This window comes from Streptomyces sp. NPDC006879 (genome assembly GCF_042869595.1).
Classification (GTDB): domain Bacteria; phylum Actinomycetota; class Actinomycetes; order Streptomycetales; family Streptomycetaceae; genus Streptomyces.
Genome location: NZ_JBIAGC010000034.1, coordinates 49,082 through 66,566, shown reverse-complemented (window position 1 = coordinate 66,566; position 17,485 = coordinate 49,082). Strand labels below are relative to the sequence as shown.

Here is a 17,485-nt window from a genome sequence, read left to right as displayed (position 1 = left end):
GCTGATACGCACCGACATGATCGTATGCCACCAGCGCCCTGATGACCCGTCAACCCTCACGACCGCGGCTTGACGAACATAGGGGCATCAAGCACTCGACGATCGGGAATGCCGCCAGGTGATCATTCACGGCCCTGCTGGGTGCGGTAAGTCCCGGCTGGTCGAAGAACACCTCGAACAAGCCGCATCCAGCGGCATTCGGATACTCACCGCCGTGACACACGCCGGGGCCACCGAGCTCTCTCTCAGCGCTCTCGCCCACCTGCTGCCGGCGGGACTCGACCTTTCCCGCCCCGTGGAGGCCTACGCAGCCGTGGCCCGGAGCCTGGCCCCGCCCGACGGGCAGCGGCTCGTGATGTTCGTGGACGACATGCACCACCTCGACAGCGCCTCCGCCACCTTGATAGGCCAGCTGTTGCACAGCAGGACCCTCTTCCTGATCGGCACCGTCAGGCCCGGCGAACCGATGAACCGAGCGGTCACAGCCCTCCTTCACCGCAACCACCGGGCCCTACGCATCGACCTCCCGGAACTCAGCCGGCAGCAGGTCGAAGTGCTGCTCCAGCGCGTGCTCCAAGGCCCCGCCGCCCGACGCACCGCGCACGCCCTGTTCGAGACGAGCGGCGGAAACGCCTTGTACCTGAGGGAGTTGGTGCTCGGAGCCTTCGACAAGGGCGCCATCACCCACAACGGCATCTGGGAAATCGACACCGACAACACCGCGACCACCCTCAGGTTGCGAGAGCTCATTCGTCAACGCCTGGCGTCAGCAGGCCCTGCGGGACAACCCGTGCTGGAAGCCATCGCCGTATGCGGAACCGTCTCCTTGGCAGCCTGCGAGGCACTTGCGGATTCCGCCGTACTGATCAACCTGGAAGAAGCCGGACTCATCCACGTCATCCAGGACGAGCAACGCCTGCGCGTCCGGCTCACCCACCCGCTCTACGCGGAGACCCTGCGGGCCGATGTGCCGCTGCTGCGACGCAGGCGCATCCTCCTCGACCAGGTCCGGTTCGTCGAGACGCGCGGCGCCCAGCGACAAGGAGACGCACTGGACCTCTCCTCATGGCGCTTGGCCGCCACAGGCATGGCCGAGCCGGCCATGCTGCTCCAGGCGGCGACGCTTGCCCTGCACGGACGAGAGGTCGAGCTCGCGGTGAGGCTTCTGCGCGCACTGGGTCCGGACGCCCACACTTCCCGCAGCAGGATCCAGCTCGGCTCCGCCCTCGCACATCTGGGTCGGTTCGAGGAATCCGAAGAGATGCTGGCGCAATCGGATCGGTCGGCAGGAAACCCGGAGGAAAAGCAGGCCGCCGTGGCCGCCCGGGTGTTCAACCTGTTCTGCTGGGGCCGCCGCGAGGAAGTCCGCGAGGTCATCGCCGCGGCCCAATCTGCGGCGACAACGCAGGATTCCAAGCACGAACTACGGATGTTCGAAGCCGCCGTGAACACCGTCTCAGGACGGCCCGTTGAAGGCATGGAACTGGTACGGGACTGGCCGGACGCGCCCATCCACACAGTGGACGCCGAGCGTTGGCTGCTGGGTGCGAACGTCAAAGCGACCGGACTTTCACTCCTGGGCGAGCTGAAGGCCTCAACTCCCCTCGCCGAGCTCGTTTACGAAACCCACCGCAAGATCGACGAAAACACCCTGCTGCCTCACCCGTCGGTTCATGCCGCACCCCTGATGCTCGCCCTGTCCGAGAGCGGACGCCTCGAAGAGAGCCGAGCCGTTGGGGAGCGCGCGGCAGAGGAGTTGCTCGCGGCTCCGTCTCCCACCGGACTGTGGGTCGCCCACGAGCTCGGCCGGACCGCATGGCTTGCGGGGCGCCCCCTCGACGCCTCGCGCTGGTACTCAGAAGCAGTTGCGGTGTCCGGCACGCTCGGGCACGGACCCAACTCCCAGCTGTACCTCGCTGGACTCGCCGCCGCTGCCGCGCTGAGCGGGCAGAGGGAGGCGGCCGAAGAAGCCGCCGCGGCTGGACGACAGCTTCAGTCCAGCGGCTTCCTGTCCGGTGAGGAACTTCTGGGCGAAGCCTGGGTCCACGTGGTGAACGGCCGCCTCGGGGAGGCCAGAGTCGTGCTCCATACCGCCGCAGGCCTGGCCCGGAGTACGGGGCACCTCGTCTCGGAGGTGCTCCTGCTGACGGACCTCGCGCGCCTCGGTGAAGCCGAACAGGTCGCCAGCCGGCTGACCGAGCTGGCCGCCCGCTGTGACGGTGCCTTCACCGCGGCACGGGCCAGGTTCGTCGTAGCCCTGGCGGAAGAAATCCCGGACGCCTTGATGCAGGTGGCCGACGACATGGAAGCCATGGGTGCCCGCCTCCTCGCGGCCGAAGCGGCAAGCGCTGCCGTTGCAGCCTGGCAACGGGCCGGGGGGAGCCGGGAGGCGACGGCCGCCTCACTGCGCGCCATGGCGCTGGCCTCTCAATGCCAGGGGGCGCGCACGCCCCTGCTGCTGGCCGCTGGCGCCGGGACCCCACCACTCACCACAAGAGAGAAGGAGATCGCTCTCCTCGCCTCCGAAGGAGCGAGCAGCAAGAAGATCGCAGAGACCCTCTACATCTCGACCAGGACGGTCGACAACCACCTCCAGAAGATCTACGCCAAGCTCGGAGTGACCAGCCGCAGGGACCTGGCGGGCGCCCTGGGACTCACGGGGCCCCGCCGACCGTGAGCCTTCACGGATGAAGAACGGTCGCGGTGGCGACGAGCACGTTGAGGCGACGGGACGAGCAGCGGTCGGCAGGCGCCGCGGAAGGTGAAGGAGGGCCTGACCGCGTTCGCGAACCTTCCCAGCCAGCACCGGCAGAAGATCCAGTCGACCAACCCACTCGAACGCCGGACCGAGCCCGCCCGGCGCCGCCGGATGATCAGCCGAACCACCAGCGAGAACACCCAAGGGTTGTCCCGCAGTACCCGGCGGGCGTACGACGACGGGCCTTTGGCCACCGAGACGGGATACCCGCGCGTTCACGCATGGATGGAGTCACGGCCCTCGGCACGGCAGGGGTGAGGTCGGCGCCTGCACACCCCCACCCGCTACACTGGCGGCGGCGTGCCAGTCCGCTGGCGCACCACTGGATCCGTGGACCAACGTGTCCGAGATCGCGACTTCTGTCGCAATTTCCTACACATTTCCACCAGATCCCCGCCTTCGTAGCTCAGGGGATAGAGCACCGCTCTCCTAAAGCGGGTGTCGCAGGTTCGAATCCTGCCGGGGGCACAAGACGAAGGGCCAGCTCACAGGGGCATTCCCCGGAGCTGGCCCCTTCGCATGATCGCGTCTGTGCCACCTAGGTGCCAGAAGGCGGCGGGTCCTTGCCCTTCCGGGCCTGGCGGATCGTCTGCCCGAGCTTGCCCGCGATGTGCTGATCACGGTAGCTCGGCATGTGCTGGTAGATCAGCGGCCCGGGTCGTGCTGTGCCCCATCAGCGTCATCAACTCACGCGTACCGGCCCCGACGCTGGAGGCCGGGGTGTTCCCGGTGTGGCAGAGGACTCGAAAGTGCATGTGCCCGGGGACGCCAGCCGCTGTACGGGCAGTCGTCCAGTCGTCGCGGATGCTCCGCCGAAGCAGCCCGCCGCGGGGCGGCCCTTGGAAGAGGTGGCCGTCCTGCCCGGCCGCAGCGAAGTGCTCCAGGTGGTGGGCCAGCTCGGGGACGAGTTCGGCGGGGAAGACGACCGGCCGGACGCCGGCGGCGGACTTCGGTGCCTTGTCAGCGAGCTTGCCGTTCTGGAGCTCCGGACTGGGCCCGGCGGACCAGAACCACGAGCGGCTCAGGTCGAGGCCCCGGCGGCGGAGCGAGGCCACATGCCTCCGGCGGGGGATCGGCCGGCAGCGGGCTGGAGGGGGCACCGCACGCGGTGCGGTCCGTAGGGGCTCGCGTGGGGACTGGGGAGAGCGGTGGGTGAGGAAGTGGGCGGCTGACTAGTTGCGCCTGGGCCAGACCGGGCCCTGGTCGGTCCAGATGACGCCCTTGTTGCGGCACAGGCAGAAGGGGTGACCGATCGGGTCGGTGTAGACCTGCCAGCCGTAGCCATTGGGGCCGATGAAGTCCTGCCTCAGCGTCGCGCCGAGGTCGAGGACGCGGCGCTGCTCGGACTCGATCTCGTCCACTTCGAAGTCGAGGTGGAACTGCTTGGGGTGCTCGCTGTCGGGCCACTGCGGAGCGCGGTAGTCGGCCACCCGGATGAATGCCAGCTCGATCTCGCCGAACTGGATGCCAGCCCAGTCCTCGGAGCTGCCTTCCTTGATCGGACGGCCCGTCACCTCGGAGTAGAAAGCCGCCAGCTTCATCGTGTCCGGGCAGTCGATAATGAAATCGGTGAGTCGCAGCATCTCGCGATCTTGTCACAAGACCGTGTCCCACCAGGGGCGGTCAGGTTCCTCCCGCAGGTGCGGATCAGCGGCGGACTTCGGCGGAGCCGCTTTGCATGCCGAGTTGGCTTGCCAGGAGCTCCTCTCTTCGGTGACACCAGTACTACTACGACCAGGCCCTGTCCCAGCCCGAGGGGGACGAGGAAACCGACCTCGACGAAGCCTGGGACGACTGCCCTTCGAAGGAGCACCACACCCTCGACCCGACCTTCGCCCAGGAGCTCGGGCCAGCGGACAAGGCTTCCTGAACTGCCCTGCGACCGCCATGATCTCGACGTTCTCGGACCAGTCGCCTCGCGTAGGGGACTGCTCCATGCCGGAGAGCCGTGAGAGCGACCCCGATCAAAGGGGGGCGCTCCCATCGTCAGGGAGGGTGGCGGGTTGCTCGGAGTCCAGGTCGAGCTCCGAGCGGCTCAGGTGTCTCAGGTCTGCGCCGTGGCCCCGCCGGGCCGAGGCCACCGTGACCGGGGCCGGGCCCTGACGGTCTGGCCGGGCAGTGCCTGTGACTTCGCTCGCTCGCGCGGGACCCCCTTCCAGACCGGGTTCGGCCCAACACCGCATGCTCCGGAGCAATGCCGGACTCAGGCGTCCTCCACGTGGCCGCAGGACGAACAGACCCACAGGTCACGTTGGCGCCACATGGTGCGCCGGCACCGGGTGCACCCGGTGGTCTGGATTCCGTGAGGGCCCATCAGGGGTGGGTCCGGGGTGCTGGTGGCGTACTCGACGATGCGGGCGCGGACCCGGTCGTCGGGGGTGGCCGCCATCCGGAGTAGGCGCGCGGTGCGGCTGCGGGCTTCTTCGGCGAAGTCGGTGGTCATCTCGGGCGCAGGTTACAACGGCTGGTGCGCAAGGTCGTCCAACTGAGGAGGTGTTCACCCTTGACTCACCACAACCTGGGAAAAATGTCAGCACAGGATCGCTTCTGCGTACGGGTTCGTGGTGGCGCGGTACGCGCCGACCCTCGCCTCGGACTCCGGCTGCCCTCTCGCGGTCCGGGCCAGGACGGGCGGTAGGGGCAGCCGGCTGCTCGGTCCGGTCAGTGGTCAGTGGCCGGTGAACTCGGGAGGGCGCTTGTCGAGGAAGGCTCCCATGCCCTCCTTCTGGTCGAGGGTCGCGAACAGGGCATGGAAGGAACGGCGTTCGAAGCGGATGCCGTCCCGGAGCCCGACTTCGAGGGCTTGGTCGACTGCCTCGCGGGCGGCCATGACGGCGTTCCTGCCGTGGCCGGCGATGGTCCGGGCAGCTTCGGTGGCCTCGGTCAACAACCGTTCGGCGGGGACCACTCGGGAGACCAGCCCGGATCGTTCGGCCTCCTGTGCGTCCATGGTGCGGCCGGTCAGGATCAGGTCCATGGCTTTGGCCTTGCCGACGAGTCGGGTCAGACGTTGGGTACCGCCGATTCCGGGGATGACACCAAGTTTGATCTCGGGCTGTCCGAAGACCGCGGTGTCCGCGGCTATCACCAGGTCGCACATCATGGCGAGTTCGCAGCCACCTCCGAGGGCGTAGCCGGACACCGCCGCCACCTTCGGGGTGCGCAGCGCCGTGAACGCCTCCCAGCCGGCGAAGTAGTCCTCGGCGAACATCTCCTGGGCGCTCTTGCCCGCCATCTCCTTGATGTCCGCCCCTGCGGCGAAGACCCGCTCGGATCCCGTGAGGAGGAAACAGCCGGTCTCGGGGTCGTCATCGAGGGGCTGGAGCACTTCGAGGAGTTCGCGCAGCAAGGCACCGTTCAGGGCGTTGAGTACGGCTGGCCGGTGCAGGCGGACGGTGAGGACCCTGCCGTGCCGTTCGACTTTCAGATGCTGGTGGTCCATGGTTCCTCTTCTCGTTCGGGATGGGGTCAGGAGTCCCAGATGGCGCCGTAGGCGGGGATGCCCAGGCGTTCGAGGCCGTGGACCACCTGCCAGGTGAGCTTCTTGTTGGAGATGCAGATGACGGCTTCGGCCCCGAAGTCGCGGTGGGCGGCGTGGGCCAGCCGGACCATGTCGGGCTTGCCGTGTTCGGCGGTGTCCCAGATCAGGGCGTCGGGCTGGGCGTCGAGGATCTCGTCCACGAGCACGTCCCCGTAGGTGGCGCGGGGTGAGCGGGTGGCCCAGACGAGCCGGGCGGGCACCTTGGCAGCGAGGAGGTGCGGCAGGCAGGGGCCGATACCGCTGCCGGTTGCCACGTAGACGACCTTGGTGAAGAGGGTTTCGATGTTGGCGACACCGGCGGTGGTGATTCCCTTGACCCAGACGTGGTCGGGTGCGTCGTCGATGAAGGCGCCGGTCCAGTCTCCCGCCCGGGAGATGGTCAGGCGGAAGCCGCTGTGTCCGGGGGTGGGCACGTTGGCGAAGGAGTGCCACTCCAGCAGCGGGCGGCGGCTGACGGCGGTGGAGGAGCCCGCGAAGGGCGTGTGCCCGTGGTCGAAGCGGGCGATGGCCACATGTGAGGAGGGGCGGTCGAGGGTGACGGGCACCTTGCGCAGCCGCATCCAGGGCAGGGCGACACTGAAGGTGAGCAGGGCCAGTACCCAGACCTCCGGGGCGGTGGCCGGGGGCTCTTGGCGATCGCGCAGCGCTGTGAGCGTGTGCGCCCAGAAGAGCGCGAGTGCCGCCCAGCCGCCGAAACGGTGGATCTTCTCGAAGTGGTCGTGGAAGCGCGCCCGGAAGCGCGGGAGCGCGGTGCTGACGATTCCCACGAGCAGGGTCACGAGCGCATAGGTCACCGTCAGCGTGTCGGCAGGCGCTCCGCGCACGGTGAGTGCGGTGACCAGGCCGATGAACCACAGGGTGCCGCTGAGGGCGCCGCCTACGTGGAGCCCTCCGAAGTGGTAGACCTTCGCGAGCGTCCAACGGATCCTCAGCGGCCAACTGGTGGGGGCCGCGGTGGCGATCCGGAAGAGCAGATTGATCACGTACTGCTGGCGGATCAGGATCGCCAGGGCGAAGTTGGCGAGTACCGCGTGGGAGATCGTGTGGGTCGCGATTCCGCCGGGCAGGGCTCGTAGGAGGACCACCGCGTTGGCGGCGAGCACCAGCGCGGCCAGCCGGTTGTGGTGCATGAGCCGGGGGTGTTTGAGCATCCGGCGCAGCAGGGGGGTGGGCGCCGGCAGCGGCTCGGGGACAGCCGGTGCCGGCACGGGGGGCCGGGGCGCGGCGGGCGGGGGTCCTGCGGTGCCTACCGCTTCGGCCTGTGGTGCGGCGTGGGCGGCAACGGGCGTTGCCACGGAGCGAGATGGGGTCATGCCGCTGCCCCCTGGGTGAGCAGCCGGCGCAGGGCGGCCTTGTCGACTTTGCCGCGGTTGGTCTCGGGGAGCTCCGCCAGGGGGTGTACGACGGCCGGTACGCAGTAGTACGGCAGGGCTTCGGCCACGGCCCTGCGGGCGCTCTCCGGTCGGACGTCCAGTGGGGAGACGAAGGACACCAGAGTGCGCTCGTCCAGTTTGAGGGTGACGGCCCGTTCGCATCCGGGGATTCGTTCAAGGACCGCGGAGACGCTGTCGAGTTCGACGCGGAACCCGCGGACCTTCACCTGGTCATCGGTGCGGCCGAGATGTTCGAGTTGTCCGTCCGGGGTCCATCGACCGAGGTCGCGGGTGCGGAACATCTTGCGGGTACCGCCGAGGAAGGGGTCGGGGGCGTACCGCGTTTCGGTGAGGTGGGGATCGCCCAGGTATCCGGCGGATACGCAGGCCCCGCCGGCCCACATCTCGCCCACCTGGCCGGGTGGGCAGGCCCGCCCGTTCTCGTCGAGGACGTAGACGGTGTTGTTGGGGGTGGGCCGTCCGATGGTGAGGCGCACGGCCGAAGGGTCGTGGCGTTGCATCGTGTTGACGATGGTGGTCTCGGTGGGCCCGCAACCGTTGTAGAAGGTGCAGGTGCGGGCCCAGCGGTCGGCGAGGGGCCGGGGGCAGGGTTCTCCGGCCACGGCGACGACCCGGATCCTTCGGCACGCGGCGGGGTCGAGGGATCCGAGGACGGTCGGGGTGGCGATGAGCACGTCCACCCGGGCGGCTGTCTCGGCGATGTCCTCGCCCCGGATCAGCAGGGTGGCGCCGTGGCTGAGGGACGCCAGGATCTCCCAGGCAGCCATGTCGAAGGCGATGTTGAGGATCTGGCCGACCCGCCATCCGGGGCGGATTCCGAGGTCGCCGGGCGAGGTCAGCAGGAGGTTGGTGACGTTGCCGTGCGTGACCGCCACCCCGTTGGGGGTGCCGGTGGTCCCCGAGGTGAACAGGACGTAGCAGGGGTGTTCCGGGTTGCTGGGTATCGCGGGGGCGGGAGGGCCCGCGTCGGCGTCTCGCCCCTGGTGCGCCGTGAACTGGTCCACCGCGATCAGGACGCCGCCTTCGGGCAGTGGAATCCGCTTCTCGTAGGCGCTCTGGGTGAGGACGACGGTGATACCCGCGGTGTGGACGACGTGTTCCAGTTGGGCGCGGGGCGTGAGGGCGGCGTCCTGCGGCACGTAGGCGGCGCCCGCCTTGAGCGTGGCCAGGAGGCCGACCAGCATCGGTAGGGACCGTCGGACGAACAGGCCCACCCGGTCTCCGGGTTTCACGCCGAGGGCGATGAGGTGGGTGGCGAGCCGGTTGGCCTGGCGGTCCAGCTCCCGGTAGGTGAGGGCATCGCCCCGGTGTTCGGCGGCTACGGCCTCGGGGTGCGCTGCTGCCTGCTCCTCGAAAGCCCGGTGGACGCTCTGATGGGACGGCGCCTGGGTGGGGCCCTGTCCGAACAGCTGCACCAGGCGGCGCTCCTGGTCCGAGAGGTGCGTCATCGGCTCGGTGTTCCAGCGTCTCGCCGGTGCCGGGGGCAGGACGGTCGCCGTGGTGGGGACGACACTCACCGGGCGGGGCGCGTCCGCGGCTGTGTCTCCCGGAGTTGGTGGCGTGAACAGCTGACGGGTCATCCTGGCTCCCAGACACTGAGGGGTGGCAGCGGCGGCCGTGCGGGGCCGCCTTCTTCCACTCCGAGCTAACCCCGGCGAGGGCGCATACGTGTGCGAAGACTCGACGGCGTCACAGTTCGGTAAGGAAACGGCGGGCGCCCACCGGCCTCACGGGCGGTGCTCCGCGCAGGGGGCGCGTGCGTCGGGGGCGGGCTGCGGAGGGCGTGTCCGGGCAAGCACGAAGCCCCTCAGGTCCACCTGAGGGGCTTCGTTGGGTAGGGGCCGGAGCCCTCCTGCTCAGAGTCGCTTGGCGCTGCGCAGGGTCGTCGCGTAGTAGCCGTTGCCGTCGAGTCGGGAGGTGCCGCCCTTGTCCCCGATGGTGGGGCCGTTGGCCTCTTCCCGGCTCGATATGAAGATCTTGTGGCCGTCGGTGTCGGCGCCCATGTAGATGCCGGTGTGGTCGAGACGCTCCTTGGTACGTGCGTCCAGCTTGAAGAACACCAGGTCGCCCGGCTGGAGAACGTCGATGTTGGTCGGCCGGTCGTCCGGGGTGATTCCCTTGAGCGGCAGGATGTCGGCTCCGACGTCGGAGCGGGCCATGCCGTTGGCGGTGCGCGGCAGGCCGTCGCCGGCGCCGTCCTTCGGCGCCAGGGGGTAGCGGGCGCGGTAACCGAAGACCGTGCGGACGAAACCGGAGCAGTCCATCGAGCGGTAGCGCATCTGCTCCGGCTGCAGCGTGGTGCCGTTGCGGAAGTTGTAGGGAATGCCCAGGTAGTCGAAGAAGTCGGACTCCTCCAGGCGGAGGTCGTTGCCGACACTGCCGTTCGGGTTCAACGGGCCGAAGTTGGCGTCACCGGCGTAGGGGACGCCGTCCGCGTCCTTCTTCACCGGTGCCTGGTCCCCGTATTGGAAGGCCATCGCGAAGATGTCGTCCTCTTCGCTGCCCTGGTACTCCTTGAACCAGTCCTTGAACCACTGCTCGCGTTCGGCACCCTCCCGCCACTCCTCCGGCATCAGGCGCACCCAGTTCTCCGTGACCACCCGGGCCTTGGTGTTGGCGGGCTCGGTGAACGTGCGGCTGGGGCCGGTGAGGGTGGCGGTGCGAGCGCCGTCGGTGAAGGTGGCCAGTACCTCGCCGCCACCACCACGGAGCACCGAACGCCCCGGGGAGTTCAGCCGCTCCCACTTCTGCTCGCCGCTCTGGGCTTTGGCCCCACCCTCGGCGGGCCGGTCGGTGATGGCCTGGATGGCCGGCGCCTTGGCCTGCTCATCTTTACGCAGCTCGACGGTGAAGTACGCGCTGCCGGCCAGCAGCGCGAGCACGGTGGCGGCGTGCAGGACGGGACGCTTGCGTTTGGGCGAGGCGGTCATCGGATGCTCCGGACGGTGGCGGGACTGGCGGGTCGGTGTCAGGGGGTTGTGGCGGGATCAGGCCTGCGGCATGACGCCGAGCAGGATGCCGGCGGTCAGCACGACATAGGTCATGAGCGTCGCGGAACCAGTGGCGATCAAGGTCGCGCCCTTGGGCTGGCGGACCAGCTGGTAGGCGATCAGGCCGGGGACGATGAAGCCGAGCGTCTGGTTCGCGTACAGCAGCGGGAACTCCATCTGGAGGACGATGACGAGCGTGCCCTGCAACAGGACGCCGATGAGTACGACGGCGGCGAACAGCCGCTTGCCGTAGAGGATCACGAACCGCTGGACGAGCAGCGTCGACACGTAGGTCAGGACGGTGACGCCCACGACCATCGCGGCGCGCTGAAGGTCCTCGACCAGGGTCAGCGCGAGCCAACCGGGGGTGATCATGCCGCCCGGCGAAAGGTTGGTGGTCAGGTAGCAAATCAGCGAGAAGAGCAGGCCGAGCGCGATGCCGATCGCGGCGATCTCAGGGGTGAGGACGGCGGGGATCAACGGGGCTCTCCTGGGTTCTGCCACTGTTGCGGGTACGGGTCTTGTGCGTACTGCTCGTTGGGGTGCTGCTCGTTGGGGTACGGGGCGTTCGGGTGCTGCTGCGGCTGCCCCTGCTGGAACGGCGGCCACGGGGCGGGCGGACGCTGCTGCGGCACCTGGGCCTGCGGGTACCCCGGCTGCCGCGGGGGCAGCTGCTGGGCGTACTGCTGCTGTGGTGCGTACTGCTGCTGGACCATCGGGATGCCGGCGGTGGTGAGCATCCGCTCCCGCGCCGCCGGGATGTTCGCGTACGGGTCGACGTGCCTGACGTACAGGGCCATCGTCTGGTCGTGGCGCGGGTGGTCGGCAGCGTTGGGCTCCTCCTCGAAGGAGGGGAGCTCGGCGAGGTGCTCCAGCAGGATCTCGCCCTGGCCGTGGATGTTGCCGATCGCCACCAGGGAGGAGTCGGCACCGAGGTGGCCGAGCAGTTCGTGCATGAACTCCTCGCCGTCGCGGCCGTCACCGCCGAGGTCCACGGCCCGGTCACGCCATTCGGCGGGGATGGCGTCGATGGCGCTCTTGGCCGGGTGGCCGATGACGAACACCTTGTCCGGCTTGAGGTCGGGCACGATCTGGCCCATCTGGCCGTTGCGCTCCACCCGGTCGGGGCGGCAGTTGATCACCACGTTCAGCGGGCGGTTGATCGCGCCGAGGTCGAGCAGCTGGTTGATGTTCATCAGCGTCGACTCGGGGTCGTTGGCGGCGAAGACGTTGGCGAATCGCAGTCGCTTCTCACCGGGGGCGATGTAGCGCTCGACGGAGAGCACGCCGGGGTCCGGCGGAGCGTCGTACATGCCCTGCATGGCGGTTTTGCGGTCCACCCCGAGGAGCTCGGCCACCACCAGGGCGATCGCCACGTTCTCCTTGAAGGTGAACCAGCTGAAGCCACGCAGTTCCTCGTCGGTGACCATGTCGGGGTCCGCGTAGATCAGCTTGCAGTCCCGGGCGTCCGCCTCCTGCTGGAGGATGTGGAAACGGTCCTTCTCGGCGGTGACGCAGATGCCCCCGTGCGGCATCGAGCGGGACAGCGAACGGCCGATGTCATCCAGGGTCGGCCCCATTTCGGCGACGTGGTCCTCACGGACGTTGCACAGCACGCCGATGGTCGACTGGATCAGCTTGGACTGGTTGATCTCCTGGAGCGCCGGCATCACGGCCATGCACTCCATCACCAACGCGTCCGGGTGGTAGGCGGCGGCCCGGCGCACGATGCCGATCTGTTCCACCACGTTGGCGATGCCGAACTTGCGGTAGACCGGCTCCTCGGTGGCGTCCGGGTGGATGAAGCGGGCCGCGGTGCCGGTGGTCTTGGCCACCGTCACGAGCCCGCCACCGCGCAGGGCGCCCGCGCACAGGCGCGTGATGGAGCTCTTGCCGCGGATCCCGTTGACCAGCACCCGGGTCGGGATCTCTTCGAGGTTGGCGAAGTGCCGTCGCTGTTCCACGATGCCCGCGGTCAGCAGGATCACGCAGCAGACGACCAGCACGGAATAGAGGAAGAGCACGGCGGTTCAGTTCCTTCCGGCCGTGGAGCGGGCAGCGCCACCTGCGCCGGGGCCCGGGGCACCGGCGGCGGCTTCCTTCTTGCGCTGCTCCTGCAACTGCTGGCGGATGATCTCAAGGCTTCGGGTGACGGCGCCGACCTCGTCGTGGTGGGTCGGGAACAGGACCGTGCGGCGGTCTCCGTCGGCCAGCGCCTCGGCCCGGCGGGCGAGCTCCCGCAGCGGGCGGACCACGATGATGTAGAGCCATCCCAGGCAGGCCGCGCCGGCCGCGAGGCCGAGCAGACCGGCGAGCATGGTGCGGTTCTGCAGCCGGTACTCGGGGATCGCGAGCCCTCTGGCGGACTGCCAGCTGACCACCGTCCAGGACAAGGGCTTGGCGGCGCCGCCGCCGATGAAGGGCGCAGCCGCGGCGATGATGTTGTCATCGCCCTTGCGGAACAGGATGCTGCCCGGGTGCGGGTTCTGACCCACCTTGAGGGCGGATCCGTCGACCAGCGCGGTCAACCGGTCGTCGTCGAGCTTCTCGAAGGCCTGGTACCCGTTGTTGGCTGCGATGACCCGGTGTTCGGAGTCCACGACCCGGACTTCACCGAGGCCGGGGCGCTTGAGAAGAGCGTTGAGGAAGTCGATCCGGAACTCTCCCACCACCGCGGCGCCGGGACGGCCGGAGATCTCAGCGGTGCCGACGACCACCGGCTCCTTGCTGTTGGTGGACAACAGCCGCACCGGAACCTGGCTGGGCCCCTTGCCGTTGGCGGATTCGGGTTTGGTCCCGGCCTTGGCCAGCACCTCGCCGTCCTTGGCCTGGACGTACAGCGACTGGTATCGGGAGTGCTCCGTGGCGGTGCGCTCCAACACGGCCTGCATCTGCTCCGCCGAGGTGTCCTTCCCGATCGCGGAGGCGACGGACTGAAGGTCCGCGTGCCCCTCGTTGAGGGCGCGCCGGATGCGGTCGTTGAGCGTGTCGGTGCGTTCACGCTGGTCGTTGACGAGTTGCTGGGGCACCAGTACGTCGGAGCCGGCACGGTTGACGAACAGGCCGAGCGGCAGGCACCAGCACAGCAGCAGCACGGCACAGACGGCGAGCAGGCTACGGGCGCCCGCGCGGCTGAGGCCGCGGGCGGTGGGCGCGTCGGCGGTGCTGTGCGGGCCGCCGAGGAGCTGGCCGCGCAGGCGTTCCAGCGCGTATCCGATGCGGGCGGCTTCTCCGCTGCGGGGGACGGACACCGGACGGTGCAGATCGCCGCGGGTCAGGCGGCGGCTCTCCAGGAAAAGGGCCAGGAGCGGGCGCTGCACGGTCCCCATGAGGAGGGCGACCACCAGGGCGCCCAGCAGCAGGAGCGCTCCGGCGGCGACGAGGCCGAAGAAGGCGTCAGAGGCCGCCCGGCCGTCCTCGGCCACGTTGACCATCGCGACGACGGTCAGTCCGAGGCTGGTGGCCGTGGTGCCGACACCGGGTTCGGGTCCGGCGAGCGTGGCGTAGCCCGCGGCGGCCCGTTCGCCGGCGTGGGAGTTCCCGAACAGGCTGCCGCTGACGCCGGGGAAGCCTCCGGCCCCGGGTTCCTTGACCTTCAGGGGGTGGCTCTTGCCCTTCTGGGCGGCGGTCTTGGCGAAGGAGTTGAGCTGCTTGGTGTCGCGGGCCACGTCCGAGCGCTCGGCGTCGGACTTGACCTGCTCCGGCTCGGGGATGCCGTCGCTGCTGAGTACGTTGCCTTCGGGGTCGACGACCGCGATGGCACGGAACTCACCGAGGCTAATGCCGGGGAAGCGCAGGGAGCTGGAGGCGACGAGTAGTTGCTGTGGCTTGCCCGGCCAGGACAGCAGGGCGAAGGAGAGCAGTCGGGTCTCGCCGTTCTGCAGCCGGATCATGCGGGGGGCGAGGCCTTCCTCGCCCGACAGCTTGGTGCGGTCGATGGCCTTCAGGGGAAGGTTCTCACCGCGGGCGGCAAGTAGCGATCCGGAGCTGATCTCGATGATCGCGGTACCGCGCCACTTCTGGTAGACGCGTCCGACCTTGTCGAGCACGGCGTCGGGAGCGACGGGGTCGCCGGCGGAGAACAGCGCGGCGGCCCGGCTCAGGTCGGTGACGCTCTCGTCGAGGGAAGCGCGCAAAGCTATCGCGCCGTCCTCTGCGAAGTGCTGTTGCGAGGTCATCACGGCCTCGGGAAGCTTGTCCTCACGGACGCTGCCCAGGCTGAGTGCGGTGATGCCGGCTAGACACAACAGCAGGGCCGACAAGATGGCTATCGGCGGACGTATGCCACCGAGTAGTGACATGTCGGCCCTTCGGCGGACCTTGTGCCGCCGCTTCGTGCGCGAAGCGGCCACAACGGCGCTCCTCTCCTGGATCGGATCCCGGCTTCCCGGGGTGGTACAGGTCGTGCGTCAGGTCGATTCGATCGACCTTGCGAATGCTACGGGGGCGAGCAGGACCGTGGTCGACGGCGCCCGCGGCGCTCAGCCCGGAAGTCCCTGGAGTGGCTGAAGACCGTCCTTGGCGGCTCCGCGGTTGAGCACCGTGCCCTGGGTGCGTTCGAACGCGACTTGGTAGCGCGAGCGCAACTCGGGGCTGAGCCCGGACTGGCGAAGTGCGGTTGCGACGTCCACCACGCGGTATTCCCTGACGGGGGTCGCCTGTTCCACGGTGGCGCCCTCGACGGCGTCCGGCTCGTTCGTCAGGTCCGGGGGGATCTCGACCAGGGTGGGCGCGAAGCGGGCCCTTACGTCCCAGGTGCCGCCCTTCTCGGTGAAGTCGAACCAGCCGATGGCGCCCTCCTCGGTCAACCCGTTGGGAACCTCATGGCGGGCCAGGTGGTTGCCGAGCCCGTAGGCGACCCAGGTCCCCGCGATCTTCTCCATCGGCTGGACCACGTGCGCATGGTGACCGATGACGAGGTTGACGCCGGTCTCGGTGGCGATCCTGTGGGCCATGCTGATCTGCCACTTGCTGGCGTTGGACTGCTGTTCGCGCCCCCAGTGCAGGGACAGCACCACGACGTCGGCACCTGCCTTGCGGGCGGCCTTCTCAGCAGCGGCGATCTTGTCGAAGTCGAGCTTGTTGACCAGCCACGGCTTGCTCTTGGGCGCGTCCCGGCCGTTGAAGGAGGAAGAGAAGGAGAGTTGGGCAACCTTGACGCCCTTGACGTCCAGGATCAGGGGCTTCCCCGCCTCCGCCTGGTCGCGGGCGGAACCGGTGTGTTTGATACCGGCCGAATCCAGGGTGTCCAGGGTTCGTTTCACACCGCCCACACCGTGATCGAGGGTGTGGGTCGAGGCGGTGGAGCAGCTGTCGTACCCGACCTTCTTGAGGGCCGTGGTGATTTGCGGCGGCACCAGGAAGTCCGGGTGACCTTGGAAGGGCCCATCCGGTTTGCCCAGAACCGGGTCGAGATGGCAGATTCCGAGGTCCGCCTTGCTGATCACCGGCTTGACGCCCGCCATGATCTTGTCGAAGTCGTACCCCTTTGTCCCTGCCACCCTGGCGTCCTTCGCCGCCTGATCGACGAGCTGGGGTTGGACGAGGATGTCCCCACTGGCGGCGAGGCTGAAGTGGCGTCCACCACCGGCACCGGAGGCCGTGTCGCCGTCGCCACCGAGCAGCCCGCACCCTGCGAGCGAGCCGGTCAGAGCCAGCGTGAGGGCAGTGGAGGGTATGACGCCGGGCCGGGTGCGGGAGCGAGCACCTCGGCGTGCGCCGGATCGGGGGGCGATCTTCTTCCTCCTGTATTTTCGTCGGACCATGAGCGCATCCTCCGTGAAACGAATACCTGCCAAGACGGCCCTGGGGGCCGTCATGGCAATCGTCACCCTGACGGCGGGGATTGCCCTCTGGTGGACCTGGCCGCGTACGGAGCAGCCGCCCGTGGCCCAACCCTCCACACCCACGGGGATCGACCTCGAGGCGCGGATCATCCAATTCACAACAGGGTTCAGTGAACGATCAGGGTATCGGCCACCAACCCGAGAAGAACGTTTTGCAGTCGCTCAGGGTATCTCCTCGCTCCTTGAGGGAGATACCGCCCTCGCTCAACGAGAGCTCGCCCAGGTCGACTACGCAGTGGGAACGGTCACCGACCGGATCAGCGGGCGCAGGTTCGCGGAGGTCAGGGATGCCGCGGTGGGCCACGGCGGAGGGGCCCGCGGGTGGGGGCGGATCTACCTGGACCTGGACGCCCACCCGCGCTGGTCGGTCCAGGTGCCGCACCCGGTGGCCGACGAGGACACCGAACGGCTGGGAGTACGCATCCTCCGGGCCTCGCCCGGCGGGGTCATGGTGCTGGCCGGGGCTCACCGGGCCGCTGGTCGCGGCAACGCCGCGGACATGGCTCACCGCACGGACACCGTCTTCCACGCCGTCATCAAGGAGCTGATGGGGCGCGGACTGCCCGGAATCCAGGTCCACGGGTTCGCCAACTCCTCCGTACCCATGTACGACGCCGTGGCGTCGACCGGGGAGGGTGAGGTCGCGGTGAAGGAGGGCCGCAGGCTGGCGAAGGAGCTGAGGGCGAACGGCCTGGCCGTGTGTTCCGCCTGGGCCCGCCCCTGCAAGCTGGCAGGACGGGAGAACAAGCAGGGCACCGTCGCAGCCGACCACGACCTCCCCTTCCTGCACCTGGAGCTGAGCCGTGAGGTTCGCCTCGATCAGGAGCGGCAGGACGAGGTGGCGAAGGCGGTGTCGGCGGTGACTCGGCACTGGTCCTCCCTGCCGGAGGGCACTGCCCGGCTTCCATCCGTGGCGCAGTAAGGGGACTCTCGCCAATCCGCCAGCAGGGGTATGT

Annotated in this window: 14 protein-coding genes, 1 tRNA gene and 1 pseudogene; 5 read left to right on the top strand and 11 right to left on the bottom strand. The window is 68.9% G+C overall.

Translation table 11 applies throughout. The features are described from left to right. Nucleotides 1–112: 112 nt before the first annotated feature. The 4 genes and pseudogenes from ACFYMC_RS22410 to ACFYMC_RS22395 all read left to right on the top strand — a co-directional run. A pseudogene (locus tag ACFYMC_RS22410) lies at nucleotides 113–418 on the top strand (ATP-binding protein); the annotation flags it as partial. Nucleotides 419–466: 48 nt separating this feature from the next. Then, on the top strand, nucleotides 467–2,677 hold the full coding sequence (locus ACFYMC_RS22405; RefSeq protein ID WP_388528139.1) for a LuxR C-terminal-related transcriptional regulator: 2,211 nt from the start codon (nucleotides 467–469) through the stop codon (nucleotides 2,675–2,677). An 84-nt stretch (nucleotides 2,678–2,761) separates the two neighbouring features. Beyond that, nucleotides 2,762–3,016, top strand: coding sequence for a hypothetical protein (locus ACFYMC_RS22400; RefSeq protein ID WP_388528129.1), 255 nt, complete (start codon nucleotides 2,762–2,764; stop codon nucleotides 3,014–3,016). A 137-nt stretch (nucleotides 3,017–3,153) separates the two neighbouring features. Beyond that, nucleotides 3,154–3,226, top strand: a tRNA-Arg gene (locus ACFYMC_RS22395). A gap of 149 nt (nucleotides 3,227–3,375) precedes the next feature. Here the strand turns inward: ACFYMC_RS22395 and ACFYMC_RS22390 are convergent. The 11 genes from ACFYMC_RS22390 to ACFYMC_RS22340 all read right to left on the bottom strand — a co-directional run bounded on the left by ACFYMC_RS22390 (nucleotide 3,376) and on the right by ACFYMC_RS22340 (nucleotide 16,448). Further along, the gene (locus tag ACFYMC_RS22390; protein WP_388528127.1) at nucleotides 3,376–3,813 is read right to left on the bottom strand and encodes an integrase; all 438 of its coding nucleotides are present in this window, start codon (nucleotides 3,811–3,813) and stop codon (nucleotides 3,376–3,378) included. A 117-nt stretch (nucleotides 3,814–3,930) separates the two neighbouring features. Further along, nucleotides 3,931–4,341, bottom strand: coding sequence for a VOC family protein (locus tag ACFYMC_RS22385; RefSeq protein WP_388528126.1), 411 nt, complete (start codon nucleotides 4,339–4,341; stop codon nucleotides 3,931–3,933). Nucleotides 4,342–4,961: 620 nt separating this feature from the next. Continuing rightward, complete coding sequence (locus ACFYMC_RS22380; protein ID WP_388528124.1) at nucleotides 4,962–5,201, bottom strand: hypothetical protein; 240 nt, start codon at nucleotides 5,199–5,201, stop codon at nucleotides 4,962–4,964. Between the two features lie 225 nt (nucleotides 5,202–5,426). Beyond that, on the bottom strand, nucleotides 5,427–6,200 hold the full coding sequence (locus ACFYMC_RS22375; protein ID WP_388528122.1) for an enoyl-CoA hydratase-related protein: 774 nt from the start codon (nucleotides 6,198–6,200) through the stop codon (nucleotides 5,427–5,429). A 26-nt stretch (nucleotides 6,201–6,226) separates the two neighbouring features. After that, a complete protein-coding gene (locus ACFYMC_RS22370) occupies nucleotides 6,227–7,612 on the bottom strand; it encodes a hypothetical protein (RefSeq protein ID WP_388528121.1) in 1,386 nt (461 codons plus the stop codon). Beyond that, on the bottom strand, nucleotides 7,609–9,141 hold the full coding sequence (locus ACFYMC_RS22365; RefSeq protein WP_388528137.1) for an amino acid adenylation domain-containing protein: 1,533 nt from the start codon (nucleotides 9,139–9,141) through the stop codon (nucleotides 7,609–7,611). The genes ACFYMC_RS22370 and ACFYMC_RS22365 overlap by 4 nt, the downstream gene beginning before the upstream one ends. A gap of 408 nt (nucleotides 9,142–9,549) precedes the next feature. Further along, entirely contained in the window at nucleotides 9,550–10,623 is a 1,074-nt protein-coding gene (locus tag ACFYMC_RS22360) for a C40 family peptidase (protein ID WP_388528119.1), read from the bottom strand. Between the two features lie 57 nt (nucleotides 10,624–10,680). Further along, nucleotides 10,681–11,163 carry a poly-gamma-glutamate biosynthesis protein PgsC/CapC gene (locus ACFYMC_RS22355; protein ID WP_388528117.1) on the bottom strand — a complete coding sequence of 161 codons (483 nt, stop codon included), beginning with the start codon at nucleotides 11,161–11,163 and terminating at the stop codon, nucleotides 10,681–10,683. Beyond that, the gene (pgsB, locus tag ACFYMC_RS22350; protein ID WP_388528115.1) at nucleotides 11,160–12,707 is read right to left on the bottom strand and encodes a poly-gamma-glutamate synthase PgsB; all 1,548 of its coding nucleotides are present in this window, start codon (nucleotides 12,705–12,707) and stop codon (nucleotides 11,160–11,162) included. Before pgsB ends, ACFYMC_RS22355 begins: the two co-directional genes overlap by 4 nt. 6 nt (nucleotides 12,708–12,713) lie before the next feature. Then, nucleotides 12,714–14,984: a cache and HAMP domain-containing protein gene (locus tag ACFYMC_RS22345; RefSeq protein ID WP_388528135.1), complete on the bottom strand. Its 2,271-nt coding sequence runs from the start codon at nucleotides 14,982–14,984 to the stop codon at nucleotides 12,714–12,716. Nucleotides 14,985–15,164: 180 nt separating this feature from the next. After that, entirely contained in the window at nucleotides 15,165–16,448 is a 1,284-nt protein-coding gene (locus ACFYMC_RS22340) for a CapA family protein (protein WP_388528113.1), read from the bottom strand. A gap of 316 nt (nucleotides 16,449–16,764) precedes the next feature. On the opposite strand from ACFYMC_RS22340, the gene ACFYMC_RS22335 reads away from it, so the two are divergent. Beyond that, the gene (locus ACFYMC_RS22335) at nucleotides 16,765–17,451 is read left to right on the top strand and encodes a hypothetical protein (protein WP_388528111.1); all 687 of its coding nucleotides are present in this window, start codon (nucleotides 16,765–16,767) and stop codon (nucleotides 17,449–17,451) included. Nucleotides 17,452–17,485: the final 34 nt, after the last annotated feature.

What these genes read in the sequence shown, in the direction of transcription:
- ACFYMC_RS22380 (WP_388528124.1), bottom strand. Translation starts at nt 5,201, where the DNA reads ATGACCACCGACTTCGCCGAAGAAGCCCGCAGCCGCACCGCGCGCCTA.
- ACFYMC_RS22340 (WP_388528113.1), bottom strand. Translation starts at nt 16,448, where the DNA reads ATGGTCCGACGAAAATACAGGAGGAAGAAGATCGCCCCCCGATCCGGC.
- ACFYMC_RS22385 (WP_388528126.1), bottom strand. Translation starts at nt 4,341, where the DNA reads ATGCTGCGACTCACCGATTTCATTATCGACTGCCCGGACACGATGAAG.
- ACFYMC_RS22375 (WP_388528122.1), bottom strand. Translation starts at nt 6,200, where the DNA reads ATGGACCACCAGCATCTGAAAGTCGAACGGCACGGCAGGGTCCTCACC.
- ACFYMC_RS22345 (WP_388528135.1), bottom strand. Translation starts at nt 14,984, where the DNA reads ATGTCACTACTCGGTGGCATACGTCCGCCGATAGCCATCTTGTCGGCC.
- ACFYMC_RS22370 (WP_388528121.1), bottom strand. Translation starts at nt 7,612, where the DNA reads ATGACCCCATCTCGCTCCGTGGCAACGCCCGTTGCCGCCCACGCCGCA.
- ACFYMC_RS22365 (WP_388528137.1), bottom strand. Translation starts at nt 9,141, where the DNA reads ATGACGCACCTCTCGGACCAGGAGCGCCGCCTGGTGCAGCTGTTCGGA.
- ACFYMC_RS22360 (WP_388528119.1), bottom strand. Translation starts at nt 10,623, where the DNA reads ATGACCGCCTCGCCCAAACGCAAGCGTCCCGTCCTGCACGCCGCCACC.
- ACFYMC_RS22405 (WP_388528139.1), top strand. Translation starts at nt 467, where the DNA reads ATGAACCGAGCGGTCACAGCCCTCCTTCACCGCAACCACCGGGCCCTA.